General features: G+C 69.3%; 27 protein-coding genes and 1 tRNA gene. 12 read left to right on the top strand and 16 right to left on the bottom strand.

The genetic code is table 11. The annotated features are described in order from the left end of the window. Positions 1 to 74 precede the first annotated feature (74 nt). The 5 genes from FHS00_RS00830 to FHS00_RS00810 form a co-directional block, all read right to left on the bottom strand. Positions 75 to 740, bottom strand: coding sequence for a DUF4167 domain-containing protein (locus FHS00_RS00830; RefSeq protein WP_183468944.1), 666 nt, complete (start codon positions 738 to 740; stop codon positions 75 to 77). A gap of 220 nt (positions 741 to 960) precedes the next feature. After that, complete coding sequence (gene prmC, locus FHS00_RS00825; RefSeq protein ID WP_183468942.1) at positions 961 to 1,827, bottom strand: peptide chain release factor N(5)-glutamine methyltransferase; 867 nt, start codon at positions 1,825 to 1,827, stop codon at positions 961 to 963. Continuing rightward, entirely contained in the window at positions 1,824 to 2,879 is a 1,056-nt protein-coding gene (prfA, locus tag FHS00_RS00820) for a peptide chain release factor 1 (protein WP_183468940.1), read from the bottom strand. Before prfA ends, prmC begins: the two co-directional genes overlap by 4 nt. A gap of 42 nt (positions 2,880 to 2,921) precedes the next feature. Then, positions 2,922 to 3,395 carry a DUF1499 domain-containing protein gene (locus FHS00_RS00815; protein ID WP_246390869.1) on the bottom strand — a complete coding sequence of 158 codons (474 nt, stop codon included), beginning with the start codon at positions 3,393 to 3,395 and terminating at the stop codon, positions 2,922 to 2,924. Between the two features lie 91 nt (positions 3,396 to 3,486). Continuing rightward, positions 3,487 to 4,647 carry a M20 aminoacylase family protein gene (locus FHS00_RS00810; RefSeq protein WP_183468938.1) on the bottom strand — a complete coding sequence of 387 codons (1,161 nt, stop codon included), beginning with the start codon at positions 4,645 to 4,647 and terminating at the stop codon, positions 3,487 to 3,489. Positions 4,648 to 4,709: 62 nt separating this feature from the next. On the opposite strand from FHS00_RS00810, the gene mazG reads away from it, so the two are divergent. Both mazG and FHS00_RS00800 read left to right on the top strand, forming a co-directional pair. Next, positions 4,710 to 5,546 (top strand): nucleoside triphosphate pyrophosphohydrolase, encoded by an 837-nt coding sequence (mazG, locus tag FHS00_RS00805; RefSeq protein WP_183468936.1) that lies wholly within the window; start codon positions 4,710 to 4,712, stop codon positions 5,544 to 5,546. A gap of 75 nt (positions 5,547 to 5,621) precedes the next feature. Beyond that, entirely contained in the window at positions 5,622 to 6,623 is a 1,002-nt protein-coding gene (locus FHS00_RS00800; RefSeq protein ID WP_183468934.1) for a Fe(3+) ABC transporter substrate-binding protein, read from the top strand. A gap of 74 nt (positions 6,624 to 6,697) precedes the next feature. Here the strand turns inward: FHS00_RS00800 and FHS00_RS00795 are convergent, their stop codons facing one another. Next, positions 6,698 to 8,530 carry an ABC-F family ATP-binding cassette domain-containing protein gene (locus FHS00_RS00795; RefSeq protein WP_183468932.1) on the bottom strand — a complete coding sequence of 611 codons (1,833 nt, stop codon included), beginning with the start codon at positions 8,528 to 8,530 and terminating at the stop codon, positions 6,698 to 6,700. 31 nt (positions 8,531 to 8,561) lie between these two features. Then, positions 8,562 to 9,266, bottom strand: coding sequence for a GNAT family N-acyltransferase (locus tag FHS00_RS00790; RefSeq protein WP_183468930.1), 705 nt, complete (start codon positions 9,264 to 9,266; stop codon positions 8,562 to 8,564). Positions 9,267 to 9,331: 65 nt separating this feature from the next. On the opposite strand from FHS00_RS00790, the gene msrB reads away from it, so the two are divergent. Next, positions 9,332 to 9,739 carry a peptide-methionine (R)-S-oxide reductase MsrB gene (gene msrB, locus FHS00_RS00785; protein ID WP_183468928.1) on the top strand — a complete coding sequence of 136 codons (408 nt, stop codon included), beginning with the start codon at positions 9,332 to 9,334 and terminating at the stop codon, positions 9,737 to 9,739. An 8-nt stretch (positions 9,740 to 9,747) separates the two neighbouring features. Here msrB and FHS00_RS00780 read toward each other — a convergent pair whose 3' ends face one another. Continuing rightward, the gene (locus tag FHS00_RS00780) at positions 9,748 to 10,224 is read right to left on the bottom strand and encodes an outer membrane protein assembly factor BamE (RefSeq protein WP_183468926.1); all 477 of its coding nucleotides are present in this window, start codon (positions 10,222 to 10,224) and stop codon (positions 9,748 to 9,750) included. 92 nt (positions 10,225 to 10,316) lie between these two features. Between FHS00_RS00780 and FHS00_RS00775 the strand changes: the two genes are divergently transcribed. From FHS00_RS00775 to FHS00_RS00740, 8 genes are all read left to right on the top strand, one after another. Next, positions 10,317 to 10,880, top strand: a complete 564-nt coding sequence (locus FHS00_RS00775) for a YceD family protein (protein WP_183468924.1) — start codon at positions 10,317 to 10,319, stop codon at positions 10,878 to 10,880. Between the two features lie 205 nt (positions 10,881 to 11,085). Continuing rightward, positions 11,086 to 11,292 carry a 50S ribosomal protein L32 gene (gene rpmF / locus FHS00_RS00770; protein ID WP_183468922.1) on the top strand — a complete coding sequence of 69 codons (207 nt, stop codon included), beginning with the start codon at positions 11,086 to 11,088 and terminating at the stop codon, positions 11,290 to 11,292. 129 nt (positions 11,293 to 11,421) lie between these two features. Continuing rightward, positions 11,422 to 12,495: a phosphate acyltransferase PlsX gene (plsX, locus tag FHS00_RS00765; RefSeq protein ID WP_183468920.1), complete on the top strand. Its 1,074-nt coding sequence runs from the start codon at positions 11,422 to 11,424 to the stop codon at positions 12,493 to 12,495. Continuing rightward, the gene (locus FHS00_RS00760; RefSeq protein WP_183468918.1) at positions 12,492 to 13,463 is read left to right on the top strand and encodes a beta-ketoacyl-ACP synthase III; all 972 of its coding nucleotides are present in this window, start codon (positions 12,492 to 12,494) and stop codon (positions 13,461 to 13,463) included. The genes plsX and FHS00_RS00760 overlap by 4 nt, the downstream gene beginning before the upstream one ends. Before the next feature lie 96 nt (positions 13,464 to 13,559). Then, positions 13,560 to 13,862: an integration host factor subunit alpha gene (gene ihfA / locus FHS00_RS00755; protein WP_183468916.1), complete on the top strand. Its 303-nt coding sequence runs from the start codon at positions 13,560 to 13,562 to the stop codon at positions 13,860 to 13,862. 10 nt (positions 13,863 to 13,872) lie between these two features. Beyond that, positions 13,873 to 14,448, top strand: coding sequence for a MerR family transcriptional regulator (locus FHS00_RS00750; protein ID WP_183468914.1), 576 nt, complete (start codon positions 13,873 to 13,875; stop codon positions 14,446 to 14,448). 66 nt (positions 14,449 to 14,514) lie between these two features. Then, positions 14,515 to 14,591: transfer RNA gene (locus FHS00_RS00745), tRNA-Pro, on the top strand. A gap of 58 nt (positions 14,592 to 14,649) precedes the next feature. Further along, positions 14,650 to 15,726 (top strand): 2'-deoxycytidine 5'-triphosphate deaminase, encoded by a 1,077-nt coding sequence (locus FHS00_RS00740; protein ID WP_183468912.1) that lies wholly within the window; start codon positions 14,650 to 14,652, stop codon positions 15,724 to 15,726. A gap of 9 nt (positions 15,727 to 15,735) precedes the next feature. Here FHS00_RS00740 and FHS00_RS00735 read toward each other — a convergent pair whose 3' ends face one another. The 8 genes from FHS00_RS00735 to FHS00_RS00700 form a co-directional block, all read right to left on the bottom strand. Beyond that, on the bottom strand, positions 15,736 to 17,184 hold the full coding sequence (locus FHS00_RS00735; protein ID WP_183468910.1) for a GGDEF domain-containing protein: 1,449 nt from the start codon (positions 17,182 to 17,184) through the stop codon (positions 15,736 to 15,738). Between the two features lie 165 nt (positions 17,185 to 17,349). Then, positions 17,350 to 17,967 (bottom strand): SMC-Scp complex subunit ScpB, encoded by a 618-nt coding sequence (scpB, locus tag FHS00_RS00730; protein WP_183468908.1) that lies wholly within the window; start codon positions 17,965 to 17,967, stop codon positions 17,350 to 17,352. After that, positions 17,964 to 18,755 carry a segregation and condensation protein A gene (locus FHS00_RS00725; RefSeq protein WP_183468906.1) on the bottom strand — a complete coding sequence of 264 codons (792 nt, stop codon included), beginning with the start codon at positions 18,753 to 18,755 and terminating at the stop codon, positions 17,964 to 17,966. Before FHS00_RS00725 ends, scpB begins: the two co-directional genes overlap by 4 nt. Next, a complete protein-coding gene (locus FHS00_RS00720) occupies positions 18,755 to 19,750 on the bottom strand; it encodes a glycoside hydrolase family 3 protein (RefSeq protein ID WP_183468904.1) in 996 nt (331 codons plus the stop codon). The genes FHS00_RS00725 and FHS00_RS00720 overlap by 1 nt, the downstream gene beginning before the upstream one ends. Next, a complete protein-coding gene (locus FHS00_RS00715; protein WP_183468902.1) occupies positions 19,747 to 20,694 on the bottom strand; it encodes an SPOR domain-containing protein in 948 nt (315 codons plus the stop codon). Before FHS00_RS00715 ends, FHS00_RS00720 begins: the two co-directional genes overlap by 4 nt. A gap of 63 nt (positions 20,695 to 20,757) precedes the next feature. Then, a complete protein-coding gene (gene argS, locus FHS00_RS00710) occupies positions 20,758 to 22,500 on the bottom strand; it encodes an arginine--tRNA ligase (RefSeq protein WP_183468900.1) in 1,743 nt (580 codons plus the stop codon). Between the two features lie 109 nt (positions 22,501 to 22,609). After that, positions 22,610 to 24,559 carry a cation:proton antiporter gene (locus FHS00_RS00705; protein WP_183469705.1) on the bottom strand — a complete coding sequence of 650 codons (1,950 nt, stop codon included), beginning with the start codon at positions 24,557 to 24,559 and terminating at the stop codon, positions 22,610 to 22,612. Positions 24,560 to 24,596: 37 nt separating this feature from the next. Continuing rightward, positions 24,597 to 25,781: a deoxyguanosinetriphosphate triphosphohydrolase gene (locus FHS00_RS00700; protein ID WP_183469703.1), complete on the bottom strand. Its 1,185-nt coding sequence runs from the start codon at positions 25,779 to 25,781 to the stop codon at positions 24,597 to 24,599. A gap of 131 nt (positions 25,782 to 25,912) precedes the next feature. Here FHS00_RS00700 and FHS00_RS00695 point away from each other — a divergent pair, with 131 nt between their 5' ends. Further along, positions 25,913 to 26,236 carry a HesB/IscA family protein gene (locus FHS00_RS00695; protein ID WP_473852706.1) on the top strand — a complete coding sequence of 108 codons (324 nt, stop codon included), beginning with the start codon at positions 25,913 to 25,915 and terminating at the stop codon, positions 26,234 to 26,236. Positions 26,237 to 26,241 lie beyond the last annotated feature (5 nt).

Below are 26,241 nucleotides of genomic sequence, written 5' to 3'. Positions count from 1 at the left end.
ACCGATAGTCCGGAACGACAAAGGGGCGGCATCCGGGATGCCGCCCCTTTTCTTGTCGTCCGCGTCGCGTGGCCCTATTCGGCCGCTTCCGCCGCGCCATTGTCGGATTTGTCGGTAGCCTTCTCGGCCGCCTTGCGCCGGGTGCGCGGCGCCGGGGCGGCCTCGCCCTCGGGCGTGTCACGCTTCACGCGCGGCTTGCGGGGGCGCTTGGGCTTGGGCTCGGCATCCGCCTCGGCGGCGGGCGTCTCGGCGGCCTGGAAAGGGATCTCCTCGCGCGATGCGCGGGGCTCGGGCGCCTCGGCGGCGGGCTGCTGCTGGCGCTCTTCCTGCGCCGGGCGCTGCTCGGGCTGCGGCGCCTGCGCGGCGGCGGCCTGCTCCTCCTGCGCGCGCAGCCGGGCGGCGCGCTCGCGGTCGCGTTCGGCCTGACGATCGCGCTCGGCCTGGCGTTCGCGGTTCTGGGCCTCGGCCTCCTCGCGCTTGGCGTCGATCTCCTTTTGCGCCTCGGCCAGCATCCTCAGGTAATGCTCGGCGTGCTGGGCAAAATTCTCGGCGGCGACGCGGTCGCCCGACAGCTGCGCGTCGCGATGCAGCTGAGTGTATTTCTCGATGATCTGCTGCGGCGTGCCGCGTACCTTGCCGTCCGGGCCCGAACTGTCGAACACTCGGTTGACGATGTTGCCACCCGACGGACGGTTGTTGCGGTTCTTGTTGCCGCGCGAGCGTGACTTCGATGATCTCATGTGATTCTTCGGTTTCGGCCCGGCTCGGGCGTTGCGCTCTGGCCCCGGTCCGCGCGCGGAAAGCGCGGCTGCTGCGACGTGGGAGCCTGCGATGATCTGGCAGCGTTCGGATCGGGAAGGCCCGCGCCTTCCTCCGTCCGATACCAAGGACTAACCATGCGAATGGCTCGCAGGCAAGCGGAAACTGCGCGAAAACGCAGGATCCGCGCGTTTTCGCGGGCTAGAAACCCGAATGCGGCATTCCCAGCACGATCACCCTCTCACGCCCGTCGAGATCAGGAATGAGCGCGATCGGCGCGAAGCCGCGTGCAACCGCGAGCGTGCCGACCGCCTCGGCCTGCCCGGCGCCGAGCTCCATCAAAAGCCGCCCGCCGGGCGCCAGAACCTCCTGCGCGCCGTCGAGGATCGCGCGGTAGCAAGACAGCCCATCACCGCCATCGGTCAGCGCGCCGCTGGGTTCCCAGTCGCGAACCTCGGGCGCCAGTTCGGCCATTTCTTCCTGCGCGATATAGGGCGGGTTCGACACCACGAGGTCGAACACCCCTTCGACCCGGCTGACCCAGTCGGAGACCGAGATATGGACCCGGTCGCTCAGCCCCAGCGCGGCGGCGTTCTCGCGCGCCACGGCGCAGGCCGCCTCCGAGACGTCCACGCCCACGCCGCGCGCATCGGGCATTTCCGCAAGCAGGCTCAGCAGGATGCAGCCCGAGCCGGTGCCGAGATCGAGGACGTGGCCGAAGGGTTCGGACAGCGCGGCCTCGACCAGAAGCTCGGTCTCCGGGCGCGGGTCGAGCACGTCGCGCGTGACCTTGAAGCGACGGCCGTAAAAGGCACGGCTGCCAGTCAGATGACTGACCGGCTCGCGCGCGCAGCGCCGCTCGATCAGCGCCTCGAAGGCGGCCAGCGCCTCGCCCTCCACCGGCTCCGGCAGGACCAGCGTCAGCCGGCCCGGATCGACGCCGATCGCATGGGCAAAGAGCCTGCGCGCATCGCGGCCGGGATCGGCCACCCCGGCCTCGGAAAGCCGGCGCGTCGCCGCGTAGAGCGCGGTGGCCCCGGTCAACGGGCCGCTCGGCAAAGGGCTCATGCTTCCATCTCCGCCAGCAGTGCCGCCTGCGCCTCGGCGGTCAGCGCGTCGATGATCTCGTCGAGATCGCCCGCCATCACCGCGTCGAGCTTGTAGAGCGTCAGGTTGATCCGGTGATCGGTCAACCGGCCCTGCGGGAAGTTGTAGGTCCGGATCCGCTCGGAGCGGTCGCCGCTGCCGACCTGCGCGCGACGGTCGGCGGAGCGGGCGCCCTCGGCCCGGCTGCGTTCGAGATCGAAGAGCCGCGAGCGCAGCACCTCCATCGCGAGCTCGCGGTTGCGGTGCTGCGATTTCTGGCTCGAGGTCACGACGATGCCGCTCGGGATATGGGTGATCCGCACCGCCGAGTCGGTGGTGTTCACGTGCTGGCCGCCCGCGCCCGAGGCACGCATCGTGTCGATGCGGATGTCGTTCGGATCGATCTTCACGTCGACTGCCTCGGCCTCGGGCAGCACGGCGACGGTCGCCGCCGATGTGTGGATGCGGCCGCCGCTCTCGGTCTCGGGCACGCGCTGCACCCGGTGCACGCCGCTCTCATATTTCAGCCGGGCAAACACGCCCTCGCCCTCGACCCGCGCCACGACTTCCTTGACGCCGCCAAGCTCGGTCGCCTGTTCCTCGATGATCTCGAAGCGCCAGCCGCGCGTGTCGGCATAGCGTTGATACATCCGCAGCAGGTCGGCGGCGAAGAGCGCGGCCTCGTCGCCCCCGGTGCCGGGCCGGATCTCGATCATCGCGGGCCGCGCATCGGCGGCATCCTTGGGCAGGAGCGCGAGGCGCAGCGCCGTTTCGGCCGCCTCCAGCCGCTCGCGCAGCCCGGGAAGCTCCTCTTCGGCGAGGTCGCGCATCTCCGGATCGCGGAGCATCGCCTGCGCCTCGGCGATCTCGGCCGCGAGGCGGGCGTGCTCGGCGGCGGTCTCGACCACCGGCTTGAGCTCCGCGTACTCCCGGCCCAGCTCGGCGATTTCGCCGCCCGAGGCGCCGGACGACATCTTCGCCTCGATGAACTCGAAGCGGGCGGTGATCTGGTCGATCTTGTCCTGTGCGATCATGGATCACCCATCCTCCATCGCCCCCGAGGCGTCAAGTGACGCTCAGCGGCGCGGCAGCCGCGTGGAGAGCTCGGCCAGCCAACCCTCGACCCGGCGCCGGTTGACGCCGATGTCGGTGCCGCCGAAGCGGTTGCGCGCCCAGATCATCAGCGCGGCCCCGCCGGCCTCGGGCACCGCCTTCACGCTGGTGTAGTCGGGGAACCCTATCACCGCGCTGCGGGTCATGTAGGTCGCGCGCCCCTCGGCCGGGCTGACGAAAAGGGCCTTGGTGCGCGGGCTCGCCTGCACGATCTCGTCGAACGCCGAGAACAGCGTGGCGGGATCGGTCGCAAAGACCGGCGGCGCCGCGTTGGCGGGCCCGGTGCGAACCAGCCAGCCGCCCTGCTGCGGCTTCTCGGGCACGCGCGCGACCTCCATCGGATCGACATGCCACCGGGCGACATCCGAAGGTGCCACCCGGATCCAAGTAAGCGGCACGGCCGCCGCGACCAACGCCGACACGGTCATCAAAGCCATTTTTTTCAATCCCTTGCCGTCCGATCTTCAGGGATCGGCCGCGCGGGCCGATATGGTCGGGGCGTGCATCACTGCGCGCCCCTTTAGCCATTCAACCCTGCGCGGGCTGCAAGCGTTCGACCAGCCGGGCAAAGAAGGATGCGCCGTAAGGCGCCGTCTCGTCGTTGAAATCATATTCCGGGTGATGCACCCCGGCGGTGTCGCCGTTGCCGAGAAAGAGATAGGCGCCCGGACGCGCTTCGAGCATGAAGGAGAAATCCTCGGCCCCCATCGCGCGCGGGCTGTCCGGATCGCTGGCGAGACCGACCTCACCCGCGATTTCCGCCGCGAATCCCGCACGGTCGGCGTCGTTGATCGTTGCCGGATAGCCGAGGCAGTAATCGAGCTCGGCGCGCACGCCATATGCCATGGCCTGCCCCTCGCAGATCTCGCGCATCCGCCGCATCACCATGGCCTGCACCTTCTTGTCGAAGCTGCGCACCGTGCCGTTGATCCAGGCGGTGGCGGGGATCACGTTGTCGGCGCTGCCGGTATGGATCTGCGTGACCGAGATTACCAGATCCTCGCGCGCATCGTGGTTGCGGCTGACGATGGTCTGGATCGCGGTGACGATGCCGCAGGCGGCGACCACCGGGTCGGCCGCGTCCTGCGGCATCGCCCCATGCCCGCCCTTGCCGGTCACGGTGATGGTGAAATCGTCGACCGCCGCCATGATCGCGCCGGGCGCGGTGCGGAAATGGCCGACCGGCAGGCCCGGCTCGTTGTGCAGCGCATAGACCTCCTTGATGCCAAAGCGCTCCATCACGCCTTCCTCGACCATCACGCCAGCACCACCGCCACCCTCTTCGGCGGGCTGGAAGATCAGCGCGACCGTGCCCACGAAATTGCGCGTCTCGGCCAAGTACTTCGCCGCACCCAGCAGCATCGAGCTGTGGCCGTCATGGCCGCAGGCATGCATCGCGCCCTTGTTGGTCGAGGCGTGCGGCAGGCCGGTCTCCTCGTCCATCGGCAGCGCGTCCATGTCGGCGCGCAGGCCGATCACCGCCCCCTCGCCGCGGCCATGGATCAGTGCCACCACACCGGAGGTGGCGATGCCCTCGTGGATCTCGTCGACACCGAACTCGCGCAGCCGCTCGGTGATGAAGGCCGCCGTCTGGTGGCAGGCAAAGCCGACCTCCGGCGCCGCATGGAGCGCGCGGCGCCATCCCTTCATCTCGTCTGCGAAATCGGCGATGCGGTTGACGACGGGCATGTCTGGCGCTCCGGGCTCTGAAATCCTAGCCTGCGGCTTGCCATCGACAGGAGCCCACCGCAATGCCCCAGACCTCGCCCGAGATCCGCGACACCGACCATGACGCCGCCCGTGAGATCGCGCGGCTTTCGGCCATCATGCGGGCGCTGCGCGATCCCGATCACGGCTGCCCCTGGGATATCGAACAGGATTTCGCGTCGATCGCGCCCTACACGATCGAGGAGGCCTACGAGGTGGCGGACGCGATCGCGCGCGAGGATTGGCCGGAGCTCAAGGGCGAGTTGGGCGATCTGCTGCTGCAATCGGTCTACCATGCACAGATGGCGAGCGAGGCCGGGCATTTCGATCTCGCGGCCGTGGCGCGGGCCATCGCCGACAAGATGATCGCACGTCACCCTCATGTCTTCGGCGACGAGAGCCGCGACCGCACGGCCGAGGAGCAGACCAGCGCGTGGGAGGCGATCAAGGCCGCCGAGCGCGCGGGCAAGGCCGAGACCGGCGTGCTCGACGGCGTGGCGCTCGGCCTGCCGGCGCTGATGCGGGCGGCCAAGCTGCAGAAGCGCGCCGCCCGGGTCGGATTCGACTGGCCGCAGACGACGCAGGTTCTCGACAAGCTGATCGAGGAGGCGCACGAGTTGGTGGAGGCGCGCGACCGCCTTGGCCCGGACGAGATCGAGGCCGAGATCGGCGACCTGCTTTTCGTCATGGCCAACCTCGCCCGCCACATGGGGGTAGATCCCGAAGTTGCGCTGCGCCGCTCCAACGACAAGTTTACGCGCCGTTTCAAATACATAGAACGAGAACTTGAGAAGCGCGGAAAGCGTCCGGTCGAGAGCGACCTCGACGAGATGGACGCGCTCTGGAACGAGATCCGACAGGCGGAAAAAACTGCCAACTGAAAAAGTCGGGTATTGACCCGAGCAAATCACTCGGATTTAAGCGCCGCCAATCGCAATGCCTGATTGGAGCGCATCATGACCCTTCGCCCCGTCCTCACCATCGCGGCCGCTCTGGCCGGCACCTCGGCCCTGGCGGACGTCAACGTCTACACCACCCGCCAGCCCGAGCTGATCCAGCCGGTTGTCGACGCCTTCACCGAAGAGACCGGCATCGACGTCAACCTCGCCTTCGTTGAGGACGGTCTCGTCGAGCGGCTCGAAGCCGAGGGCCAGCGTTCGCCGGCCGACCTGGTGATGACCGTCGACATCGCCAACCTGAGCCAGATCGTCGATGCTGGCGTCACCCAGCCGGTCGAGAGCGAAGTGCTGAACGAGGCCGTGCCCGCCAACCTGCGCGGCGAGAACGGCGAATGGTTCGGTGTCACCACCCGCGCCCGCATCGTCTATGCCAGCAAGGAGCGCGTCGCGGACGGCGAAGTCACCACCTACGAGGATCTCGCCTCCGACAAGTGGGAAGGCCGGATCTGCACCCGCTCGGGCCTGCACGACTACAACCTCGCCCTCGTCTCCGCGATCATCGCCCATCACGGCGAAGAATATGCCAAGGAATGGGCGCAGGGCGTGAAGGACAACCTCGCGCGCAAGCCCGAGGGCAACGACCGCGCGCAGGTCAAGGCGATCTGGGCCGGTGAGTGCGACATCTCGCTCGGCAACACCTACTACATGGGCAAGATGCTCGAGGATCCCGAGCAGACCGAATGGGCCGACTCCGTGCGCATCGTCTTCCCGACCTTCGAGAATGGCGGGACCCATGTGAACGTCTCGGGTGTCGCGCTGACCCAGGCCGCGCCGAACAAGGAAGAGGCGGTCCAGTTCATGGAATTCCTCGTCTCCCCCGAGGCGCAGGAGGTCTATGCCGAGGCGAACTACGAATACCCCGTGCTGGGCGGCGCCGAAGCCTCGGAGCTGGTCAAGGGCTGGGGTGAGTTCACCGCCGACGAGACCGACCTGCCGACCATCGCCGGTCACCGTGCCGCCGCGCTGCGGATCATGGAAGAAGTGAACTTCGACGGCTGATCCCAGCAAGTCGAAAGAAAGCCCCGCTTTCGTTCCGAAGGCGGGGCTTTTTCTTTTTAAAGCAGTAAATTGGGTCAGGCGCTCGCCTTCTCCTCCAGCTCCAGCCACTCGGTCTCGGCCGCGTCGAGCGCCGCCTGACGCTCGGCCATCGCCTCGGTCGCCTTGCGGAACTTCACCGGCTCGCGGGTGAACAGCTCGGGGTCGGCAAGCAGCTCCTCGAGCTTGGCGATCTCGGCGGTGAGCCGGTCGATCACTTTCGGCAATTCGTCCAGCCGGTGCTTCTCGGTGAAACTGAGTCCGGGTTTCGGCGCGGCCGGTTTCGGCTTCGGCGCGCTCGGCGTCGGGGTCGGCGCGCTTCCCCGCGGCGCGGGGGCCTGCGCCGGCGCGGGCGTCTCGCTGAATTTCCGCTGGCTCTGGTAGTCGCTCCAGCCACCGGCATAGAGCGTCGCCTGTCCGTCGCCCTCCATGGCGATGGTCGTGCTCGCCACCCGGTCTAGGAAATCGCGATCGTGGCTCACCAGCAGCACCGTGCCGTCGTAATCGCCCAGCAGGTCCTGCAGCAGGTCCAGCGTCTCGATGTCGAGATCGTTGGTCGGTTCGTCGAGCACCAGCACGTTCGAAGTCTGCGCCATGATCCGCGCCAGCAGGAGCCGCGCCTTCTCGCCGCCCGATAGCGACTTGACCGGCGCGCGGGCCTGCCCCTCGTCGAACAGGAATTCCTTGAGATAGCCCACCACGTGCTTGGGCGTACCGCGCACCATCACCTGATCCGAGCTGCCAGAGACCGCCATCAGCGGGTCGTTGGTCAGGCTGTCCCAGAGGGTCGCCTCGGGATCGAGCCGGGCACGGGCCTGGTCGAACACCGCGATCTCGAGGTTGGTGCCATGCTTGACGCGCCCCTCGTCGGGTTCAACTTCGCCAAGCAACATCTTGATCAGCGTCGTTTTTCCTACGCCGTTAGGACCTACGAAGGCGATCCGATCACCGCGCATCACCGTCAGGTCGAAGCCCGAGACGATGCGTTTGCCCGCGTATTCCTTGCTCAGACCGAAGGCCTCGATGACCTTCTTGCCCGAGGTCGGACCCTCGCCGAGCGCCATCGCCGCCGTGCCCTGGCGGCGGATCTGGTTGGCGCGCTCGGCGCGCAGATCCTGCAGCGCCCGCACCCGGCCCTGGTTGCGCTTGCGCCGCGCGCTGATCCCCTCGACCGCCCAACGCGCCTCGGACTTGATCTTGCGATCGAGCTTGTGGCGCGCCATGTCCTCGTCTTCCCAGGTCTTGTCGCGCCAGGCCTCGAAGCCCTCGAAACCGGTCTCCTGCCGGCGCACGGCGCCACGGTCGATCCACAGCGTCGCGCGGGTCAGCGCCCTGAGGAAGGCGCGGTCGTGCGAGATCAGCACATAGGCCGCGCGGGTCTGCTTGAGCTCGGCTTCGAGCCAGGCGATCGCCTCGATGTCGAGGTGGTTGGTGGGCTCGTCGAGCAGCATCAGCTCCGGCGCCTCGGCCATCAGCCGCGCCAGCGCCGCGCGGCGCCGTTCACCGCCCGAGGCCGTTGCCGGGTCGCGATGCGGGTCGAACTTCAGCCCCTCCGCCACCACGTCGAGCTTGTATTCCTCGCCCATGTCGAGGTTCTGCGCGGCCCATTCGCCCAAGGTCGCAAAACCCGCGAAATCGGGGTCCTGCTCCATGTAGCCCACGGAGGTCGCAGGGGGGACCGCGCGGGTGCCGCGATCGGGCTCGACGAGGCCGGCCATCACCTTCATCAAGGTGGACTTGCCGGAGCCGTTGCGGCCCACCAGCGCGACGCGGTCGCCCTGCTGGACCGCGAGCGACAGCCCGTCGAAGACGGGATCGCCGCCGAAGGTGAGGGAAATATCGGTGAGCTGGAGAAGGGGTGCGCGTGCCATGATCGCCAGCTAGAGGGCGCCGCGCGCCACTTCAAGTGCCGAATGCGAGGGCACGCAGCGCCCGCGCCCGGCGCGGCGGGATCGCCTCCACCTCAAGCAGGCAGAGAACATGGAGCGTATCCATCGCCCGGTCGATCACGGCGTGATCGCCGACCTGCGCCCCGAGATCGAGATAGGCGCGCAGCAGCGGCGGCAGCCCGGCGCGGTCCGGCGCGGCCCCGACAAGGGGCACGGTCTCGGCCGCGTGCCAAGCCGGCGGCGCGTCGAGCGTCGCGCGGTGATGCGCGGCCAGCCAGGCCAGCGCCGGGGCGTGGCGCTCGGGGTCTGCGCCTGCCAGCGAGGCGCTGCCGAACAGCCGCGCCACCCGCCCCGCCACGACCAGCCGGGTCAACGCCGCCAGCGCCAGCCGCAGCGCGGCCCCGTCGCGGGCCCCCGGTGCGGTACAGAACCGGCCGATTTCCATGGAGGGACCCGGCCGTGTGGCCAGCGGCGCGAGATCGTAGCTCTCGGCGCAGGCGGCGCGCGGCAGATCCCCGGGCGCGAGCACCTGCCATCGCAGCGTGCACAGCGGCCGGCCGGCCTCGTCCTCGACCAGCAGATGCCGGAACGCCGGGTCGAACCGGTCCGGCCCGCCCGCTGGCCCGAAGCAGGCCTCGCGCAGCGCCATGACGCGCGCCATGTCCGTCGTTCGGGCCCGGCGCGCCACCAGACCGCCGCCCTCCAGGATCATCCCCATGCGCGGCGCCGCTGGCATCTCCGGCGGGGCTGCCTACATAGGGCCATGAGTTCACGGAGGACGAGATGGACAGGATCGAAAAGACCGACGCGGAGTGGCGCGAGCAGCTCGACGAGCTGGAATACAAGGTGATGCGCAAGCACGGCACCGAGCGCGCCTTCACCCATGACGACTTTCCCAAGGCGCCCGGCACCTTCGCCTGCAAGGGCTGCGGCCGGCCGCTCTTCGACGCCGAGACCAAGTTCGACAGCGGCACCGGCTGGCCGAGCTTCTACGCGCCGCTCTCGCCCGACGCGGTGGGTGAGAAGACCGATCGCAGCTTCTTCATGAAGCGGACCGAAGTCCATTGCGCGGCCTGCGAATCGCATCTCGGCCACGTCTTTCCCGACGGCCCGGCGCCGACCGGGCTGCGCTACTGCATGAATGGCGTGGCGCTGGTGTTCCGCCCCGAGGAATCGGAGGGCGCGGCCTGAGGCCGCGCTCATTCGTCGTTGATCAGCGCGCTCGGATCGAAGTTTCCGGCCGCGCCGGCGAGTTGCCGCAGGAATGTGCCGTCGGCGACGGTGTCCTCGGTGACCCGGCGCGTCAGCGGCACGATGCGGCCGTCGCTGAGATCGAAGGTCTCGATGTTGGAGACGCCGCCCGCGGGGGTGAAGCTGATCGCCACCACGTCGCGGCTCACCTCTTCGGGGGCGAGAAAGCCGTAATGCCGGAACACCGAGCGCACGTAGTAGAAGGTGTTCTCCCCAAGCGCGCCGGTGGTGGTCGGCTGGCCGATCTTCTCGACCACGGAGGCGCGGTCCTCGCCGAGCGAGAGGCTCGACAGCACGGCCTCGCCGGGAACATAGCCATGAAAACGTTCCGTCGGGCTGCAGGCCGTCAGCGCCGCCAGCCCCAGGAGTGCCACGCCGCAGCGCAGCCCGCGGCCGATCCCGTCGCCGCCGGTATGCTTGACCATCTCTGCCTGCCCCTGCTCTTGCCCCAAGCCTTTCCGGCTTCTAAAGCCGCTTACAACAACCCCGTGTATATCTTCAAGGAAGGAAGCGGACCATGGCCGACGCCGCCCCACTCCCGCGCCACGTGATCCGGCTCGCCGAACTGTCACAGCGGCGCGACAGCCAGGCGCTGATCGAACCCGATGCCGGGGCCCGCGCCGCCGTCGCGCGCCAGCTCGACATCCCAAGCATCCGCAAGCTGCGTTTTGCCGCCACGCTCACGCCCGAGGGCGCCAGCGGCTGGCGGCTCACCGGCGAACTGGGCGCCACCGTCGTGCAGGATTGCGTGGTGACGCTCGAGCCGGTGGTGACCCGGATCGACGAGACGGTGACGCGACGCTACATGCCCGGCCTGTCCGAGCCGGAGGGCTCCGAGGTCGAGATGCCCGAGGACGACACGGTCGAGCCGCTGCCCGCCGCGATCGACATCGCGCAGGTGATGATCGAGGCGCTGGCGCTCGCCCTGCCCGATTACCCACGCGCGCCAAAGGCCGGATCCGGCGATCTGGCGGTGAGCGAGCCGGGGGTGGAGCCGCTGCGCGACGCCGACCTTAAGCCCTTTGCCGGGCTCAAGGGGCTCCGCGACAAGCTCGGCGGCGGCGATGAGACGCCCCAGTGAGAGGTTTCGCTTGATTTCCGTAGCGGCCGCAGTATTTTCGCGGCCTTCATCCATTCCACGGCTCGACAGCCCGGTTCTTATCCCCTAAGAGCGGCCGGACGTCGCGGGATGGATCCCCTGACCGGGGCCATGCGCCCACCCGCCAACCGGGCCGGACACGCGCCGGCCCATTTAGACTAGAGCCAGATTACTTCGAGGTTGTGACATGGCCGTTCCGCAGAACAAGATCTCCAAGTCGCGCCGCAACCAGCGTCGGGCCCATGACGGCCTGACCGGCGCCAACCCCAACGAATGCCCCTCCTGTGGGGAACTGAAGCGTCCCCACCACGTCTGCCCGTCCTGCGGCAGCTATGCCGATCGTGAAGTGATCGCGCAGGCCGCCGAGACCGAGCTGGACGACGACGCGGCTTGAGCCCTTCGCCGGGCCATGGCGCGGACCGGGTTCGTCCCGGCCGCGCCGCCCCTCGGGGTTTTGCCCGGATGTCCGCTGCCAAGACCGGCGCGCGCCTGAAATGACCGCGCCCAGAACATCGGGGTCGCGATGACGGGCTTGTCCCATGACAGATCCATCACGCTTTCGGTCGACGCCATGGGCGGCGATCAGGGGCCCGATGCCGTGGCCCGTGGCGTGATCCGCTTTCTCGAGACCGATCCGACCGCCCGCGTGCTGCTGCACGGCCGGCGCGAGGCGCTCGAACCGCATTTCAAGAATTCCCCCCTCGCTGAGCGGGTCGAGATCCACCACGCCGATGACGTGGTGACGATGACCGACAAACCCAGCCACGTGATGCGCAATGGCAAGGCCACCTCGATGTGGGCCGCCGTCGACGCGCTGCGCGACCAGCGCGCCGAAGTCTGCGTGAGCTGTGGCAACACCGGCGCGCTGATGGCGGTGTCGATGATCCGCCTGCGCAAGGCCGAGGGCGTGAACCGCCCGGCCATCGCCTGCCTCTGGCCCTCGCGCAATCCCCAAGGCTTCAACGTGATGCTCGATGTCGGCGCCGATATCCGTGCCGATGGCGACGACCTGCTCGCCTATGCGATGATGGGCGCCTCCTATGCGCGCAACGGGCTCGGCTTGTCGCGCCCCCGTGTCGGGCTGCTCAATGTCGGCACCGAGGAGCACAAGGGCCGGGCCGAACTCAAGGCCGCCTCCGAATTGATCGCCGCCGCCGCCGAGCGGGGCGATTTCGACTATGTCGGCTTCGTCGAGGGCGGCGACATCCCATCGACCCGCGTCGACGTGATCGTCACCGACGGCTTCACCGGCAACGTCGCGCTCAAGACCGGCGAAGGCACCGCCCGGCTCATCTCGGACCTGCTGCGCGAGGCCTTCATGTCCTCCGCCCTGTCCAAGGTCGCGGCGCTGATGACGCGCGGCGCGATGGCCCGGCTGCGGACCCGGATCGACCCGAGGCAGGTCAATGGCGGGGTGTTCCTCGGCCTTGGTGGGCTGGTGGTCAAGAGCCATGGCTCGGCCGACGCCACCGGCGTCGCCGCCGCGCTCAGCCTCGCCGCGCAGCTCGCGCGGTCCGATTTTTCCAAACGACTGGCATCGCGCATCGCCGGCGTTTCGGCCCTGCATCACGACGCGCCCAAGGAGATCAAGGCATGACCATTCGCGCGGTCGTTACGGGCGTCGGCCATTACCTCCCCGAACGGGTGATGGAGAATGCCGAGTTCGAGAAGCTGGTCGACACCTCGGATGAATGGATCCGGTCGCGCTCAGGCATCGAGCGGCGCCACATCGCGGCCGAGGGCGAGACGACCTCCAGCCTCGGGGCCAATGCCGCGCGCGCCGCGCTGGCCGACGCCGGCAAAGCCGCGGAGGAGGTCGACGCGATCATCCTCGCCACCTCCACGCCGGACCTGACCTTCCCCTCGGCGGCCACCATGGTGCAGCGCGAACTGGGCATGACCCACGGTTTCGCCTTCGACGTGCAGGCGGTCTGCGCCGGCTTCGTCTATGCGCTGACCACCGCCAACGCGATGATCGTCACCGGGCAGGCCAAGCGCGTGCTGGTGATCGGGGCCGAGACCTTCAGCCGGATCATCGACTGGACCGACCGCACCACCTGCGTGCTGTTCGGCGACGGCGCCGGCGCGCTGCTGCTGGAGGCGCAGGAGGGCGAAGGCAGCTCGGCCGATCGCGGCATCCTCGCCGCCGATCTCAACTCCGACGGGCGTCACCGCGATATCCTCTATGTCGATGGCGGCGTCTCGACCGGCACCACCGGGCATCTGCGGATGGAGGGGCGCGAGGTGTTCCGCCACGCCGTCGAGAAGCTCGCCCAGACCGCGCAGATGTCGCTCGAGAAGGCCGGCCTCACGGCCGAGGACATCGACTGGGTGGTGCCGCATCAGGCCAATATCCGGATCATCCAAGGCACTGCGAAGAAACTCGGTCTCGGGATGGAGAAGGTGGTCGTCACCGTGCAGGATCACGGCAACACGTCGGCCGCCTCGATCCCGCTGGCGCTCTCGGTCGGGCGCGCGAACGGGCAGATCCGCGACGGCGATCTGGTGGTGACCGAGGCGATCGGCGGCGGCCTCGCCTGGGGCTCGGTGGTGCTGCGCTGGTGATCAGCGTGACGTCGCTGCAACTGTGTCTGCCATCCGCTTGAGATTGACTTGAAATTGCCGCTGCCCTTAGAGTTGCGGCAGAGCAGGGAGATCGAGATGGCGGACAAGACATTGACGCGGATGGATCTCGCCGAAGCGGTGCATGAGGAGGTGGGCCTGTCGCGGAACGACAGCGCCGAGCTGGTCGAAGCGGTGCTGGGCCACATCTCCGACGCGCTGGTGGCGGGCGAACAGGTGAAGATCAGCTCCTTCGGCACGTTTTCGGTGCGCGACAAGGCAGCGCGGATCGGCCGCAATCCCAAGACCGGCGAAGAGGTGCCGATTCACCCGCGACGGGTGCTCACCTTCCGCTCCTCGCATCTGATGAAGGACAGGGTCGCCTCGGGCAACCGGAGCTGAGGCCGGCTTCATGGCGAAATCGGCTCAAGCCTTCCGCACCATCGGCGAAGTCGCCGAGGCGCTCGACACCCCCGCGCATGTGCTGCGGTTCTGGGAGAGCAAGTTCTCCCAGGTCCGCCCCGTGAAGCGCGCCGGGGGGCGGCGCTATTACCGACCCGAGGATCTCGAACTGCTCGGCGGCATCAAGATGCTGCTGCACGACCAGGGCATGACCATAAAGGGCGTCCAGAAGCTCCTGCGCGAAAAGGGCGTGCGCCATGTCGCGGGTCAGGGCCGCGAAGAGCGCGTACCGGCCGAAACGCAGGCCCCCGCTTCCGCCGCCGGCAACGCAGCCGAAATCGAGGATGCGGTGCTGGTGCTCGACCCGCCCCCCGCCGCCGTCTGCCCGGCCGAAACCGGCGTGGTGGCGCGGCCTCGGCAGGAGGTCTCGCCCTCTCTCATGGCGCTATTGCGCGAGGGCGCGCCGCGTCTTTCCGGCCGCGCCGACCGGCTCTCGCCGTTGCTGTCGCGGCTCGAATCCCTGCGCGACAGGTTGGCTGCGGCGCGGGCTGAAACGGCCGTTTCGGGACGCGAGGGCAGCGCCTGATTTCGGGAAATTTTTGCCGGTTTCGACTTGCCCCTGCCCGCCACATAAGGCATTAGCAGCCTCAGTCGGGCTATAGCGCAGCCTGGTAGCGCGTCCGTCTGGGGGACGGAAGGTCGCAGGTTCGAGTCCTGCTAGCCCGACCATTTATGACCGCCCGCCGCCTCCAAGCGGCGGGCGTCGTCATATCAAAGGAGGCCGCGCGTGACCGGAGTTCTGCCCCGCCAGGGGATCGCCCGACTGATCGAAAGCGGCGCCATCGCCGCCGAGGCACCGATCCTGCCCGAGCAGATCCAGCCCGCCAGTCTCGACTTGCGTCTCGGCCGCGTCGCCTACCGGGTCCGCGCCTCCTTCCTCGCCGGCGAAGGCCGTCGGGTCGAGGACCAGCTGGCCGAATTCGAGATGCATCGCATCGATCTCGACCAGGGCGCGGTGCTCGAAAAGGGCTGCGTCTATGTCGTGCCGCTGATGGAGCGGCTGGCCCTGCCCGACGGCGTCACCGCCGTCGCCAACGCCAAGAGCTCGACAGGACGGCTCGACCTGCTGACCCGGCTGATCGCCGATGGCGGCACCGAATTCGACCGGATCGCCCCCGGCCATGACGGACCGCTCTACGCCGAGATCTGCCCGCGCAGCTTCTCGGTTCTGGTGCGGCCCGGGATGCGGCTCAACCAGATCCGCTTCCGACAGGGACAGGCGGTGCTCGACGACACGGCGCTGGCCGATCTGCACGCGCGCGAGCCGCTGGTCGATGGCGAAGCGCTGATCTCGGAAGGCCTGGGCTTTTCGGTCGATTTGTCGCCCGCCCTCGCCGCCTGCGCGGGATTCAGGGCCAAGCCGCATGCCGGCGTGATCGACCTCGACCGGATCGGCCATTACGACGTATCCGAGTTCTGGGAAACCGTGCCCAGTCCGAAGGGCCGGATCATCCTCGATCCGGGCGCGTTCTACATTCTCGTCAGCCGCGAATCGGTGACCATCCCGCCCTCCTATGCCGCCGAAATGGCGCCCTACCTCGCCATGGCGGGCGAGTTCCGGGTCCATTACGCAGGTTTCTTCGATCCCGGCTTCGGCCACGCTTCGGCGCAGGGCCAAGGCTCGCGCGGCGTGCTAGAGGTGCGCTGCCACGAGGCACCCTTCGTGCTGGAGCATGGGCAGGTCGTGGGCCGACTGGTCTATGAGCGGATGGCCGAGATTCCCGACCAGCTCTACGGCGCGGGGATCGCCTCGAACTACCAAGGCCAAGGGCTCAAGCTTTCCAAGCAGTTCCGCGCGCCCTGAGCGGCGCGCTCAGGGCGCGGCAATCTTGTCCGCTGACCGGCGGCGATGCGGCGGTGCTTCGGTTTCTGCATCCTTCCGGGCCCCGCACACCGGTGGCGGCTCGACCCGGTTGCGGCCGCCATTCTTGGCCCGGTAGAGCGCCGCGTCGGCGCGGCTGATCGCGGCGTCGATCGTCTCCTCATGCGGCAGCAGCTCGGCGCAGCCGATCGAGGCGGTGACCGGCGCCGAGCCGTCGGGCAGCGTCAGCCGATCTTCGAAGCAGCGGCGCACCCGTTCGGCCAGCGCCATCGCGCCGGTCAGCCGCGTGGTGGTGAGGATCAGCAGGAATTCCTCCCCGCCCCAGCGCGCGGCGAGGTCCGAGCGGCGCAGCCAGCGCGGCAGCAGATGCCCCACCTCGCGCAACAGCCGGTCGCCCGCGGCATGGCCGAAACGGTCGTTGACCAGCTTGAACCGGTCGATGTCGATCAGCACCACGGCGAGGCCCGTCCCCTCGCGCCGCGCGGCGGCCACGGCCCGGCTGGCGAAGAGGTCGCAGGCCCAGCGATTGGCGAGCCCGGTGAGCGCGTCGGTGACCGAGAGCCGTTCGAGCGCGGCCTGATGGCGCTGCCGCTCGCTCTCGGCCGAGGACAGCATCGCCACGCTCGACATCAGCCCGGCGGCGGCGACCACCAGCATGACCGTGACGATCAGCGGCGCCCCGGCCACCCATTCGGTCGGGTCGAGCTGCAACAGCAGCAGTCCGCCGATCCAAAAGCCGCACATCGCCAGCAGCAGCTGGCGGCGCAGCATCCGCGACACGGTGCTGTCCGACAAGAGCAGCCGCAGTGCCATCGGGTCGAGATGGCGCGACAGGCAGGCCAGCGCCAGCAGCAGCGCGATCAGCGTCGTCACCGGCGACATCCCCCCGAGCGCGGCGTCGAGCGCGTAGCTGTAGGCGACGATCACCGTGCCGCAGATGCCGAACGCCGTGACCAGCGCCGCCATGCCGAGCGCGGTCCGGTGTCGCAGCAGGATCGCGGCCGAGATCGCCGCCAGCGCCATCAGCGTGTTGTGCCCCAGCTCCACCGGCGGACGGGGCAGCGCCCGCTCCGGCCCGTCGAGCCAGCGCTCCAGCGGAAGCGGCGCGACCTGCCAGAGCAGCTCGGCCGCGCGCCAGGCCAGCAGACCGAGCGCCAGGATGGTGAAGGCCACCTCGCCGCGGCGCTGCCGCGACAGACGCGCCGAGGCCAGCAGCAGCGCCACCACGGCGGTCAGCGGGTGGGTGCCGCCGCCCTCGGCCAGGGGCAGGTAGAGCAGTCGCAGGTCGAGCGCGTAGCCAGCCAGGGAGGCGAAGCAGACCGACACCGCAGCCGCGGCGAAGCGGCGCTGCTGCGCCTCGATCCTGCGGATGATCCGGATCGCGCCCCGGATCTCGGCGACGTTGCGGGCCGAGATCTGCCGCGCCGTTTCGATGGGCATGTCGATGGTCCCGGTCTGGTCCTGCCGGGCGGGGTCGCGCCGGCGTTGCGTTGCCGGGAAGCATGCATGCCGGGGCTTAAGTTAGGATTGACGCCGGGCATTGAACGCAAAAGCGGCCCATAAAGGCCAACGATGACGTGGTGTCACCGGGGAGCGCGTTCAGGATCAGAAAAGGTTCTCCTGCTCCGCGCCGGCCTCGCCCTCATCCTCGTCGGGAGCCCGGCGGCTGTCGAGCAACCCGGCCGCGCGCAGCTCGCGCAGCCCCGGCAGATCGCGCGGGCTCGACAGGCCGAAATGGTCGAGGAATCCCTCGGTGACCACGAAGGTGGCGGGCCGGCCCGGTGTCATCTTGCGCCGCCCCAGCCGGACCCAGCCCATCTCGATCAGCTGGTCGATGGTGCCGCGGCTGACCGAGACGCCACGGATCTCCTCGATCTCGGCACGGGTGGCAGGCTGGTGATAGGCGATGATCGCCAGCGTCTCGGTCGCCGCGCGGCTGAGCTTGCGGGTCTCGACCGCGTGACGCTCCAGCAGGTGGCCGAGATCGGGCGCGGTGCGGAACGCCCAGGCGTCGCCGATCCGGCAAAGCTCGACCCCACGCCCGGCATAGCGGGCGCGCAGCTCCTCGAGCGCGGCGGTGAGGTCGGTGCCCTCGGGCAGGCGACGCCCCAGCTCGGTGGTCGAGAGCGGCTCGGGGCTGGCGAAGAGCAGCGCCTCGATCATCCGCGCCGCCTCGGCACGGGTCGGGGCGTCGAACTGTGCGGGTTCGGGCTGCTGGGTCATGCGCGCTCCTTGCGGCGGATCTGGATCGGGGCAAAGATGTCGCCCTGGCGGATCTCGATGCGGCCTTCCTTGGCCAGTTCGAGCGAGGCCGCGAAGGTCGCGGCGGTGGCCGAGCGGCGGCGACGCGGCGCGGCGTGCCAATCCTCCGGCAGATAGGCCGAGATGTCGGCCCAATCGGCGCTCTCGCCCACCAGCGCGCGCAACCGGTCGAGCGCCTGCTCCATCGTCATCAGGTCGCGCCGGTCCATGACGAAGGGCCGGAACTCGTCGCGCGTCTTGACCCGCGCATAGGCCTGCATGAGGTCGAGCAGCGAGGCGTGATGCACGGTGGAGCGATGCACGGTCACCGCTTCGGCATCCCCACGCGCGAAGACGTCGCGGCCGAGAAGCGGCCGCGCGAAGAGCGCATCGGCCGCCTCGCGCATCGCCTGCAGCCGCTCGAGCTGGAAGGCCAGATGCGCGGCCATGTCCTCGCCCGACGGCTCCTCGGTGGTGGGATCGGGCGGCAGCAGCAGCCGCGATTTCAGATAGGCCAGCCAGGCCGCCATGACGAGGTAATCGGCGGCGAGCTCGATCCTGAGCGCGCGGGCCTTCTCGACGAAGCCCAGATACTGCTCGGCCAAAGCAAGGATCGAGATCTGGCGCAGATCGACCTTCTGGGTGCGCGACAGCACCAGCAGCAGGTCGAGCGGCCCCTCGAAGCCATCGACATCGACGATCAGCGCCTCGGCGGCGCGGCGTTCCTCGACGCTGGAGGGGCGCGCCAGGCTCTCCTGCCCGCCATCCATCACACGTCCTCCCCCGTGAGCGCGCCCAGCTCGTCGCGCAGCGCGTCGAGATCGGCGGGCTCGGGCGTGCGGCGCTGCGCCAGCGCCGCCTCGGCCCGGCGCATTGCATCGGTGCCCATCACGCCGCAGGCCGCGACCACCGCTTCCATCTCGTCCCGGTCGCCGTTGCAGTGCAGGACCACGTCGCAGCCGGCGGCGATGCTGGCCTCGGCCCGCGCGTCGATGTCGCCCGAGAGCGCCTCCATCGACAGATCGTCGGTCATCAGCAGCCCGTCGAAGCCGATCTCCTCGCGGATCATCCGCATCGCCTTGGCCGAGGTGGTGGCCGGGCGGTCGGGATCGACGGCGTCGAGAACGATATGCGCGGTCATGCCCATCGCCATGTGGCCAAGCGCCACGAAGGGCGCGAAATCGCGCGCGCGCAGCTCCGAGAGCGGCACCGACACGCGCGGCAGCGCCTTGTGGCTGTCGACATGGGCGCGCCCATAGCCGGGAATGTGCTTGAGCACCGGCAGCACGCCGCCCGCCAGCAGGCCGTCGGCAGCGATCCGAGCGGCGGCCACGACGCCGTCGACCGTGTCGCCATAGAGGCGGTTGCGCAGGATGTGATGGGTCTGCGGCTCGACCAGATCGGCGAGCGGCGCGCAGTTCACGTCGATGCCGACCTCGTGCAGCTCGGCCGCGATCAGCCGGTGGCGCAGCCACTGCGCGCGCAGCGGGTCGAGTGCGCGCTGCATCTGGTCGAGCGCGGGCAGGTAGGCGTGCCAATGCGGTGGCCGCATCCGCTGCACCCGGCCGCCCTCCTGGTCGATCAGGATCGGCGCCTCGCGGCCCAGCGTCTCGCGAAGATCGGAGGTCAGGCGGCGCAGCTGATCGGGCGTCTCGACGTTGCGGGCGAAGAGGATGAAGCCCCAAGGGTCGGCGTCGCGGAAGAATGCCGCCTCGTCGCGGCCGAGACGGGCGCCTTCGGGGCCGAGGATTGCGGCGGCGGTCATCGCACCACCACCGGGATGCAGGCGGCGTCCTCGGCGACCAGCGCCGAGCAGAAGCGCCGCGCCTCGGCGAGGTCGGCAAAGCCGGTCGCTCGCAGCCGGAAGAAGGTGCGGCCGCCGCTAACCGCCTCCTGCACCAGCCGTTCGCGTCCGGCGAGCAACTCGCCGAAGCGGGCGGTCAGGCGCAGCCATTCCTGTCCGGCGACTTCGGGGCTCTCGAAGGCGCCGAGCTGCACCAGGCTGGTGCCGGGCGGGATCTCGCGGGTGCTGACATTGACGGGCGCGGCCTGCGGCTCCGGGGTGGGCGCGGCGGCAGCGGCCATGGCGGTGGCCGGGCGCAGCGCCTGCGGTCGCAGCGCCGGGCGCGCCGGGGCGCCGGAGGCCGGGTCGGCCGTGGCGCCGTTGGCGGCGGCGATCACCGACGGGTCGGGTCCGTCGACGGTGCCCGGCGCCGGCGCCTCGACCTCGCCCAGCGGCGCCACGCCCTCGATCAGGCTGTCGGCCAGTTCGGCCACGTCCTCGGCCGACATCGCCCGATCCGGGTCGAAGGCCGCGAGCGTGTCTTCCGGGGTGTCGCCGGGGCGGCGCTCGCCGGCCTCGGCGGTGGGCTGGACCATCAGGTCCTCCTCAGTCAGGCCGGGCGGCTGCGGAGCCAGCACCAGGCGCTCCTCGGGACCCGCTGCCTCGCCCATCGCGGCGATGTCGTTGACCGCGAGGCCGGTATGCAGCGCGATCTCGCCGCCCGGATCCTCGGGCGCCTCGCGCATCGGGCCTTCCATGGCGCGCACCACCGGGATGCCGGTGACGTCGCGCATCCACAGCTTCCAGCCCCAGATGGCGAGGCCCAGCACCAGCGCGAGCGACAGCAGCGCCCCGGCATAGCGGAACGCCAGCGCGGTGGCTGCGGCCAGTCGGCCCGGCCCCTGCGGATCGCTCGGTTGTGCCATGTCAGACTCTCCGCCGCTCGCTTCCACGGGGTCTGTTGCCCCTTGCCTTGTCGTGCTGCGCCGTCAGCGCATCTCCTCGACCGGTGTGACGCCGAGGATACCAAGCCCCTCCGCGATCACAACGCCGACCGCCCGCGCGAGCGAAATCTTGCCCTGCGTGGTGGCCGCGTCGCCCTCCTGCACGAAGCGCAGGCCGGGCTCGTCATTGCCGCGGTTCCACAGCGCGTGGAAGGCCGAGGCCAGATCGTAGAGGTAGAAGGCGACGCGGTGCGGCTCGTGGCCCTTGGCCGCGATCTCCACCAGGCGCGGCCATTCGGCGAGGCTGCGCATCAGCGCCAGCTCGGCCTCGTGGTCGAGCGCAGAGAGATCGGCGTTGGCCAGCGTCGCGTCGTCGACCGCGATGCCCATCGCGTCGGCCTTGCGCAGCACCGAGTTGATGCGCGCATTGGCGTATTGCACGTAGAAGACCGGGTTTTCACGGCTCTGCTCGAGCACCTTGTCGAAATCGAAGTCGAGCGGCGCGTCGTTCTTGCGGGTCAGCATGTGAAACCGCACCGCGTCCGAGCCGACCTGATCGACCAGATCGCGCAGCGTGACGAAGTTGCCGGCGCGCTTGGACATCTTGAACGGCTCGCCGTTCTTCCACAGCTTCACCAGCTGGATCAGCTTCACGTCGAGCGGCACGCGCCCTTCGGAGAGCGCCGAGACGGCCGCCTTCATCCGCTTGACGTAGCCGCCGTGATCGGCGCCGAACACGTCGATCAGCTGGGTGAAGCCGCGCGTCACCTTGTCGTGGTGATAGGCGATGTCAGGGGCGAAATAGGTCCAGGCGCCGTCCGACTTCATGATCGGCCGGTCGACGTCGTCGCCATGCGCGGTGGAGCGGAACAGTGTCTGCTCGCGCGGCTCCCAATCCTCGGGCGTCTTGCCCTTAGGCGGCTCCAGCGTGCCACGATAGATCAGCCCCTTGGCGCGCAGGCTCTCGATCGCCTCCTCGATACGGCCGGTGCCGTAGAGCGACTTCTCCGAGAAGAACACGTCCATCGTCACGCCAAGCGCCGCGAGGTCGTCGCGGATCATCTCCATCATCGCCTCGGTGGCGATCTCGCGGGCCTCGTCGAGCCATTCGGATTCCGGGCTGTTGAGCATCCGCTCGCCCCAGATCTCCTTGAGCTTCTCGCCCACCGGCACGAGGTAGTCGCCCGGGTAGAGCCCCTCGCCAATCTCCGGCGTCATGCCGCAGGCCTCGCGGTAGCGCTCGAAGGAGGAGCGCGCCAGCACGTCGACCTGCGCGCCGCCGTCATTGACGTAGTATTCCTTGGTCACGTCGTGACCGGCATAGGCCAGGAGCCGCGCCAGCGCGTCGCCGAACACCGCGCCGCGGGCGTGGCCCACATGCATCGGCCCCGTGGGGTTGGCCGAGACGTATTCGACGTTGACCTTCTCGCCCTGCCCCATGGTCGAGCGGCCGAAGCCCTGCTCGGTCAGCGCGGCGCGGACGATGCCCTGCCACAGCGACGGCGCGAGGCGGAGGTTGATGAAGCCCGGCCCCGCCACCTCGGCGAAGGCGATCCGGTTGTCGGCGCCGAGCCGCTCGACCAGGGCTTCGGCGATGTCGCGCGGCTTCTTGCCCGCGGGCTTGGCCAGCACCATCGCCGCGTTGGTCGCCATGTCGCCATGCGCCGCATCGCGCGGCGGCTCCACCGTGACCGCGCCGGTCTCCAGCCCCTCGGGGAGCGCGCCGTCGCGCGCCATCGCGTCCAGCGTATCGAGCACCAGCGCCCGGATGTCGGTGAAGAGGTTCATGCGCAGTCCTTTTGGCCGTTCGTGCCGCGAGATGCGACCCTTTACCACGGCGGCGCCGCGCGTCAACGCGCAGGCGCCGCCAAAGACCGGTGGACGCGGCTGGACGCCCTCAGGCGGCGCGGGGTGGCTTGCCGCCCTTGCGGCCGAACCCGGCCAGCCCGCGACCCCGCCCCAGCGCCTTCACGCCCGCCATGCTGCCGCCCTTGTTGGGCGGATGGCTCGTCCCCTTGCCGCTGTTGTTCTTGGCGGCGCGGCGCGCGATCTCGTGCCCGGCTTCGGGATCGGTGCCCTTCTCCTCGCCCGGCGGCAGCAGCGAGATGATCCGCACGTCGGGCGCGGGGCGGATGTCCTCGTCCTCGCGGATGAACTCGGTGGTGCCCTGCGGCCCGATCCGGGCCACGACCTTCGCGTGTGGCCGCTTCTCGCGCCACTCCACGAGCCCGTATTCCTCGGTCAGCCGGGTGACGCGGAAGCTCCAGCCCTCGCGCATCATCCGCTCGAGACCGTCATAGGTCTCCTCGGGGCCGAACTCGCGCCCGGTGAGGCTGCTCGACAGGGCGTGACGGGCGCTTTCCATCTTCTGCCGCGCGATCTGGTAGACGTTGTCGCGGCCGAATTCCGGGCCGAGATCGGTCGCCACGAGGGTGTTGTAGGCGTCGTTCTCGGTGGCGGCGACGACGAGGTCGTAGCTCACCAGCTCGAGCCAGTGCTCGGCCGATTCCGACAGGATGTCGCCGGAATAGGTCGGGATCCCCTCGGAACGCGCGGCGCGCAGGTTGTTGTGGTTTGGATCGGCGATCAGCACCGGCACCTCGACCTTCCTGAGCGCCTCGGCCAGCCCGCGGGTAAAGCGCGAGCCGCCGATCAGCAGCACACCCGGTACCGCGCCGCCCGACAGGCCCAGCATTCGCGCGAAGGGCGCGAGGGTGAAGCCGTGCACCACCACGGTGACCGCCACCAGCACGAAGGCCAGCGGCGCCACCGTCGCGCCGTCCGGCACGCCGAGATCGGCCAGCCGCTCGCCGAACAGGCCGGCCACCGCCACCAGCACCACGCCGCGTGGCCCGGTCAGGGCCACCAGCAACTGCTCGCGCCACGGCACGCCTGCACCTATGAGCGAGAGGAAGACGGTGAGCGGACGCACCACCAGCACCACCGCCAGTATGAACACCACCGCCCGCCAGTTGAGCGCGGTCAGAGTCTCGAACTCGATCGCTGCCGCCAGCAGGATGAACACGCCCGAAACCAGCAGGATCGTGGCGTGCTCCTTGAAGCGGCGCAGCTCTGCATAGGAGGGCAGGTCGGCATTGGCGATGCCGATACCCATCACCGTGACCGCGAGCAGCCCGCTCTCGTGCAGCACCGTGTCGGAGACCGCGAAGACGGCCAGCAGCAATGCGAACAGCACCGGCACCTTCATGTATTCCGGCACGCGCCCCTTGCGGAAGCCCCAGGCGACCACCGCCGCCCCGGCCGCGCCCAGCACCAGCGCCACGCCGATGCCGAGCGCCAGCTCCCATATCGCGTTGCCGACGGTGACCGAGGTGCGCAGCACCAGCACCACTTCGAAGGCGAGCACGGCTGCGAGCGCGCCGATCGGGTCGTTGACGATCGCCTCCCATTGCAGCAGCGAGGCCGGACGGCGTGCCAGCCGCGCGGTACGCAGGAGCGGCGCGATCACCGTGGGCCCGGTGACGATCATGATGCCGCCGAACACCGCCGAGCTTTCCCAGCTCATGCCGGCACCGTAGCGCAGCGCCAGCGTCGAGAGCAGCCAGCCCAGCGGCGCGCCGATGAAGACCAGCCGGCTCACCCCCTTCGCCTCGTCGCGCAGACTGTGGAAGTTGAGCGTCAGGCCGCCCTCGAACAGGATGATCGCGACCGCGATCGAGATCATCGGCCGCACCAACGGGCCGATGTCGCGGTCAGGTACGAACCAGCCCAGCCCCGGGCCGATGGCGAGACCCGCCACCAGCATCAGCACGATGGCCGGCAGCCTGAGCCGCCAAGCCAGCCATTGCGAACCGACGCCGATCGCGCCGACCAGCGCGAAGGCCATGATCGGGCTCAGCGCCGCCGCCTGCTCCGTTGCCGTTTCAATCGCCACTCCAGGCCCCCGCGAGATTGGTCTTTTCGAGTATGTCCGAGCCGGTCAGCCGCGCATGTTCCTGCAGCGCGAAACGGTCGGTCATTCCGGCGATGTAGTCCGCCACGATCCGTGCCAAGGCAGTTTCGTCCGCCGCCTCGGCCACGTCCTTGCGCCATTGCTTGGGCAGGTTCTCGGGATGCGCCATGAACAGCGGGAACAGGTCGTGGATCACGCCGGTCACCCGCTCGCGCATCACCACCACCTCCGGCGCGCGATACATGCGATGGAACAGGAACTTGCGCAGCACCTTCAGATCCGACCACAGGCCGGGGGTGAAGCGCACCATCATCCGCCCTGCCTCGCGGATGTCGCGCACCGAGCGCGGATCGGCCTCGGCGAGATTGGCCCGCGCCACGCCGATCACGTCCTCGACCAGCACGCCGAAGAAGCGGCGCAGCGCCTCGTGGCGGCGGCGGTAGTAGTTCAGCCCGGGATATTTGCGGTCGACCTCGGCGAAGCAGGCGTCGAGGATCGGCAGCTCGGCCAGCTCGTCGGTCGAGAACAGCTCGGCGCGCAGACCGTCATGCAGGTCGTGATGCGAATAGGCGATGTCATCGGCCAACGCGGCCACCTGCGCCTCGGCGCTGGCATGGGTGTGGAGCTCCAGATCGTGCAACGCCACGTAATCGGCCAGCGCGTAGGGGATGTCGCCGGTCACCGGGCCGTTGTGCTTTGCGATGCCCTCGAGCGTCTCCCAAGTCAGGTTCAGCCCGTCGAACTCGGCATAGTGCCGCTCGAGCGAGGTGACAATGCGGATCGCCTGCGCGTTGTGATCGAACCCGCCATAGGGCTTCATCAGCGCGTCGAGCGCGTCCTCGCCGGTATGGCCGAAGGGCGGATGGCCGAGGTCGTGCGCCAGCGCCACCGCCTCGGTCAGCTCGGTGTTGAGCCCGAGCACGCCGGAGATGGTCCGCGCCACCTGCGCCACCTCGATCGAATGGGTGAGCCGGGTGCGGAAATAATCGCCCTCATGCTCGATGAAGACCTGGGTCTTGTGCTTGAGGCGGCGGAAGGCGCTCGCATGGATGATGCGGTCGCGGTCGCGCTGAAAAGGCGAACGGAACGCGCTTTCCTCCTCGGGATGAAGCCTGCCGCGCGTGTCGCGCGGGTCGGAGGCGTAGGGAGCCGTCATGTGCACCGCCAGCTTGTCGTCACTATTCACCTTACCTATATGGGGCATGATGCCGCCCGGACAGGGAAAACGCCGCGTTTTCCAAGATCGGACCGGCCCAATGACGCTGCCCACGGATAGGTTCCGCCATGCTGACGCTGCCCCCCAAGGTCACCCCACGCGCCTGGGAGCGCCTGGCCGAGATCGGCGCCCATGCCCAAGGCAAGGCGCTGCGCGTCGCGGTCGAAGGCGGCGGCTGCTCGGGTTTCCAGTACGAGATCGCGCTCGACGAGCCCAAGGATGACGATCTGGTGCTCGAGGGATCGGGCGAGAAAGTCGTGGTCGACAGCGTCTCCCTGCCCTTTCTGGCCGACGCCACGATCGATTTCGCCGACGAGCTGATCGGTGCGCGCTTCGTGATCGAGAACCCGAACGCCAGCAGTTCCTGCGGCTGCGGCACCAGCTTCTCGATCTGAGCGCG

It is taken from the genome of Limimaricola variabilis (assembly GCF_014195545.1).
In the GTDB taxonomy this organism is placed as follows: Bacteria; Pseudomonadota; Alphaproteobacteria; order Rhodobacterales; family Rhodobacteraceae; genus Limimaricola; species Limimaricola variabilis.
This window is presented reverse-complemented; position numbering and strand designations above follow the sequence as displayed.

Excerpts from the sequence above, each read along its gene's own strand:
- scpB (WP_183468908.1), bottom strand. The coding sequence starts at position 17,967 with ATGACCCAGCAGCCCGAACCCGCACAGTTCGACGCCCCGACCCGTGCC.
- FHS00_RS00815 (WP_246390869.1), bottom strand. The coding sequence starts at position 3,395 with ATGGCTTTGATGACCGTGTCGGCGTTGGTCGCGGCGGCCGTGCCGCTT.
- FHS00_RS00705 (WP_183469705.1), bottom strand. The coding sequence starts at position 24,559 with ATGGCCTTCGCGCTGGTCGGCGCGATCGGCGTCGGTTCGCAATGGCTG.
- rpmF (WP_183468922.1), top strand. The coding sequence starts at position 11,086 with ATGGCCGTTCCGCAGAACAAGATCTCCAAGTCGCGCCGCAACCAGCGT.
- FHS00_RS00810 (WP_183468938.1), bottom strand. The coding sequence starts at position 4,647 with ATGCCCGTCGTCAACCGCATCGCCGATTTCGCAGACGAGATGAAGGGA.
- FHS00_RS00775 (WP_183468924.1), top strand. The coding sequence starts at position 10,317 with ATGGCCGACGCCGCCCCACTCCCGCGCCACGTGATCCGGCTCGCCGAA.
- prmC (WP_183468942.1), bottom strand. The coding sequence starts at position 1,827 with ATGAGCCCTTTGCCGAGCGGCCCGTTGACCGGGGCCACCGCGCTCTAC.
- FHS00_RS00795 (WP_183468932.1), bottom strand. The coding sequence starts at position 8,530 with ATGGCACGCGCACCCCTTCTCCAGCTCACCGATATTTCCCTCACCTTC.
- FHS00_RS00760 (WP_183468918.1), top strand. The coding sequence starts at position 12,492 with ATGACCATTCGCGCGGTCGTTACGGGCGTCGGCCATTACCTCCCCGAA.
- FHS00_RS00700 (WP_183469703.1), bottom strand. The coding sequence starts at position 25,781 with ATGACGGCTCCCTACGCCTCCGACCCGCGCGACACGCGCGGCAGGCTT.
- argS (WP_183468900.1), bottom strand. The coding sequence starts at position 22,500 with ATGAACCTCTTCACCGACATCCGGGCGCTGGTGCTCGATACGCTGGAC.
- plsX (WP_183468920.1), top strand. The coding sequence starts at position 11,422 with ATGACGGGCTTGTCCCATGACAGATCCATCACGCTTTCGGTCGACGCC.
- FHS00_RS00735 (WP_183468910.1), bottom strand. The coding sequence starts at position 17,184 with ATGCCCATCGAAACGGCGCGGCAGATCTCGGCCCGCAACGTCGCCGAG.
- ihfA (WP_183468916.1), top strand. The coding sequence starts at position 13,560 with ATGGCGGACAAGACATTGACGCGGATGGATCTCGCCGAAGCGGTGCAT.
- FHS00_RS00720 (WP_183468904.1), bottom strand. The coding sequence starts at position 19,750 with ATGACCGCCGCCGCAATCCTCGGCCCCGAAGGCGCCCGTCTCGGCCGC.
- FHS00_RS00780 (WP_183468926.1), bottom strand. The coding sequence starts at position 10,224 with ATGGTCAAGCATACCGGCGGCGACGGGATCGGCCGCGGGCTGCGCTGC.
- FHS00_RS00725 (WP_183468906.1), bottom strand. The coding sequence starts at position 18,755 with ATGGATGGCGGGCAGGAGAGCCTGGCGCGCCCCTCCAGCGTCGAGGAA.
- FHS00_RS00800 (WP_183468934.1), top strand. The coding sequence starts at position 5,622 with ATGACCCTTCGCCCCGTCCTCACCATCGCGGCCGCTCTGGCCGGCACC.
- FHS00_RS00830 (WP_183468944.1), bottom strand. The coding sequence starts at position 740 with ATGAGATCATCGAAGTCACGCTCGCGCGGCAACAAGAACCGCAACAAC.
- FHS00_RS00750 (WP_183468914.1), top strand. The coding sequence starts at position 13,873 with ATGGCGAAATCGGCTCAAGCCTTCCGCACCATCGGCGAAGTCGCCGAG.
- FHS00_RS00790 (WP_183468930.1), bottom strand. The coding sequence starts at position 9,266 with ATGGGGATGATCCTGGAGGGCGGCGGTCTGGTGGCGCGCCGGGCCCGA.
- FHS00_RS00715 (WP_183468902.1), bottom strand. The coding sequence starts at position 20,694 with ATGGCACAACCGAGCGATCCGCAGGGGCCGGGCCGACTGGCCGCAGCC.
- mazG (WP_183468936.1), top strand. The coding sequence starts at position 4,710 with ATGCCCCAGACCTCGCCCGAGATCCGCGACACCGACCATGACGCCGCC.
- prfA (WP_183468940.1), bottom strand. The coding sequence starts at position 2,879 with ATGATCGCACAGGACAAGATCGACCAGATCACCGCCCGCTTCGAGTTC.
- msrB (WP_183468928.1), top strand. The coding sequence starts at position 9,332 with ATGGACAGGATCGAAAAGACCGACGCGGAGTGGCGCGAGCAGCTCGAC.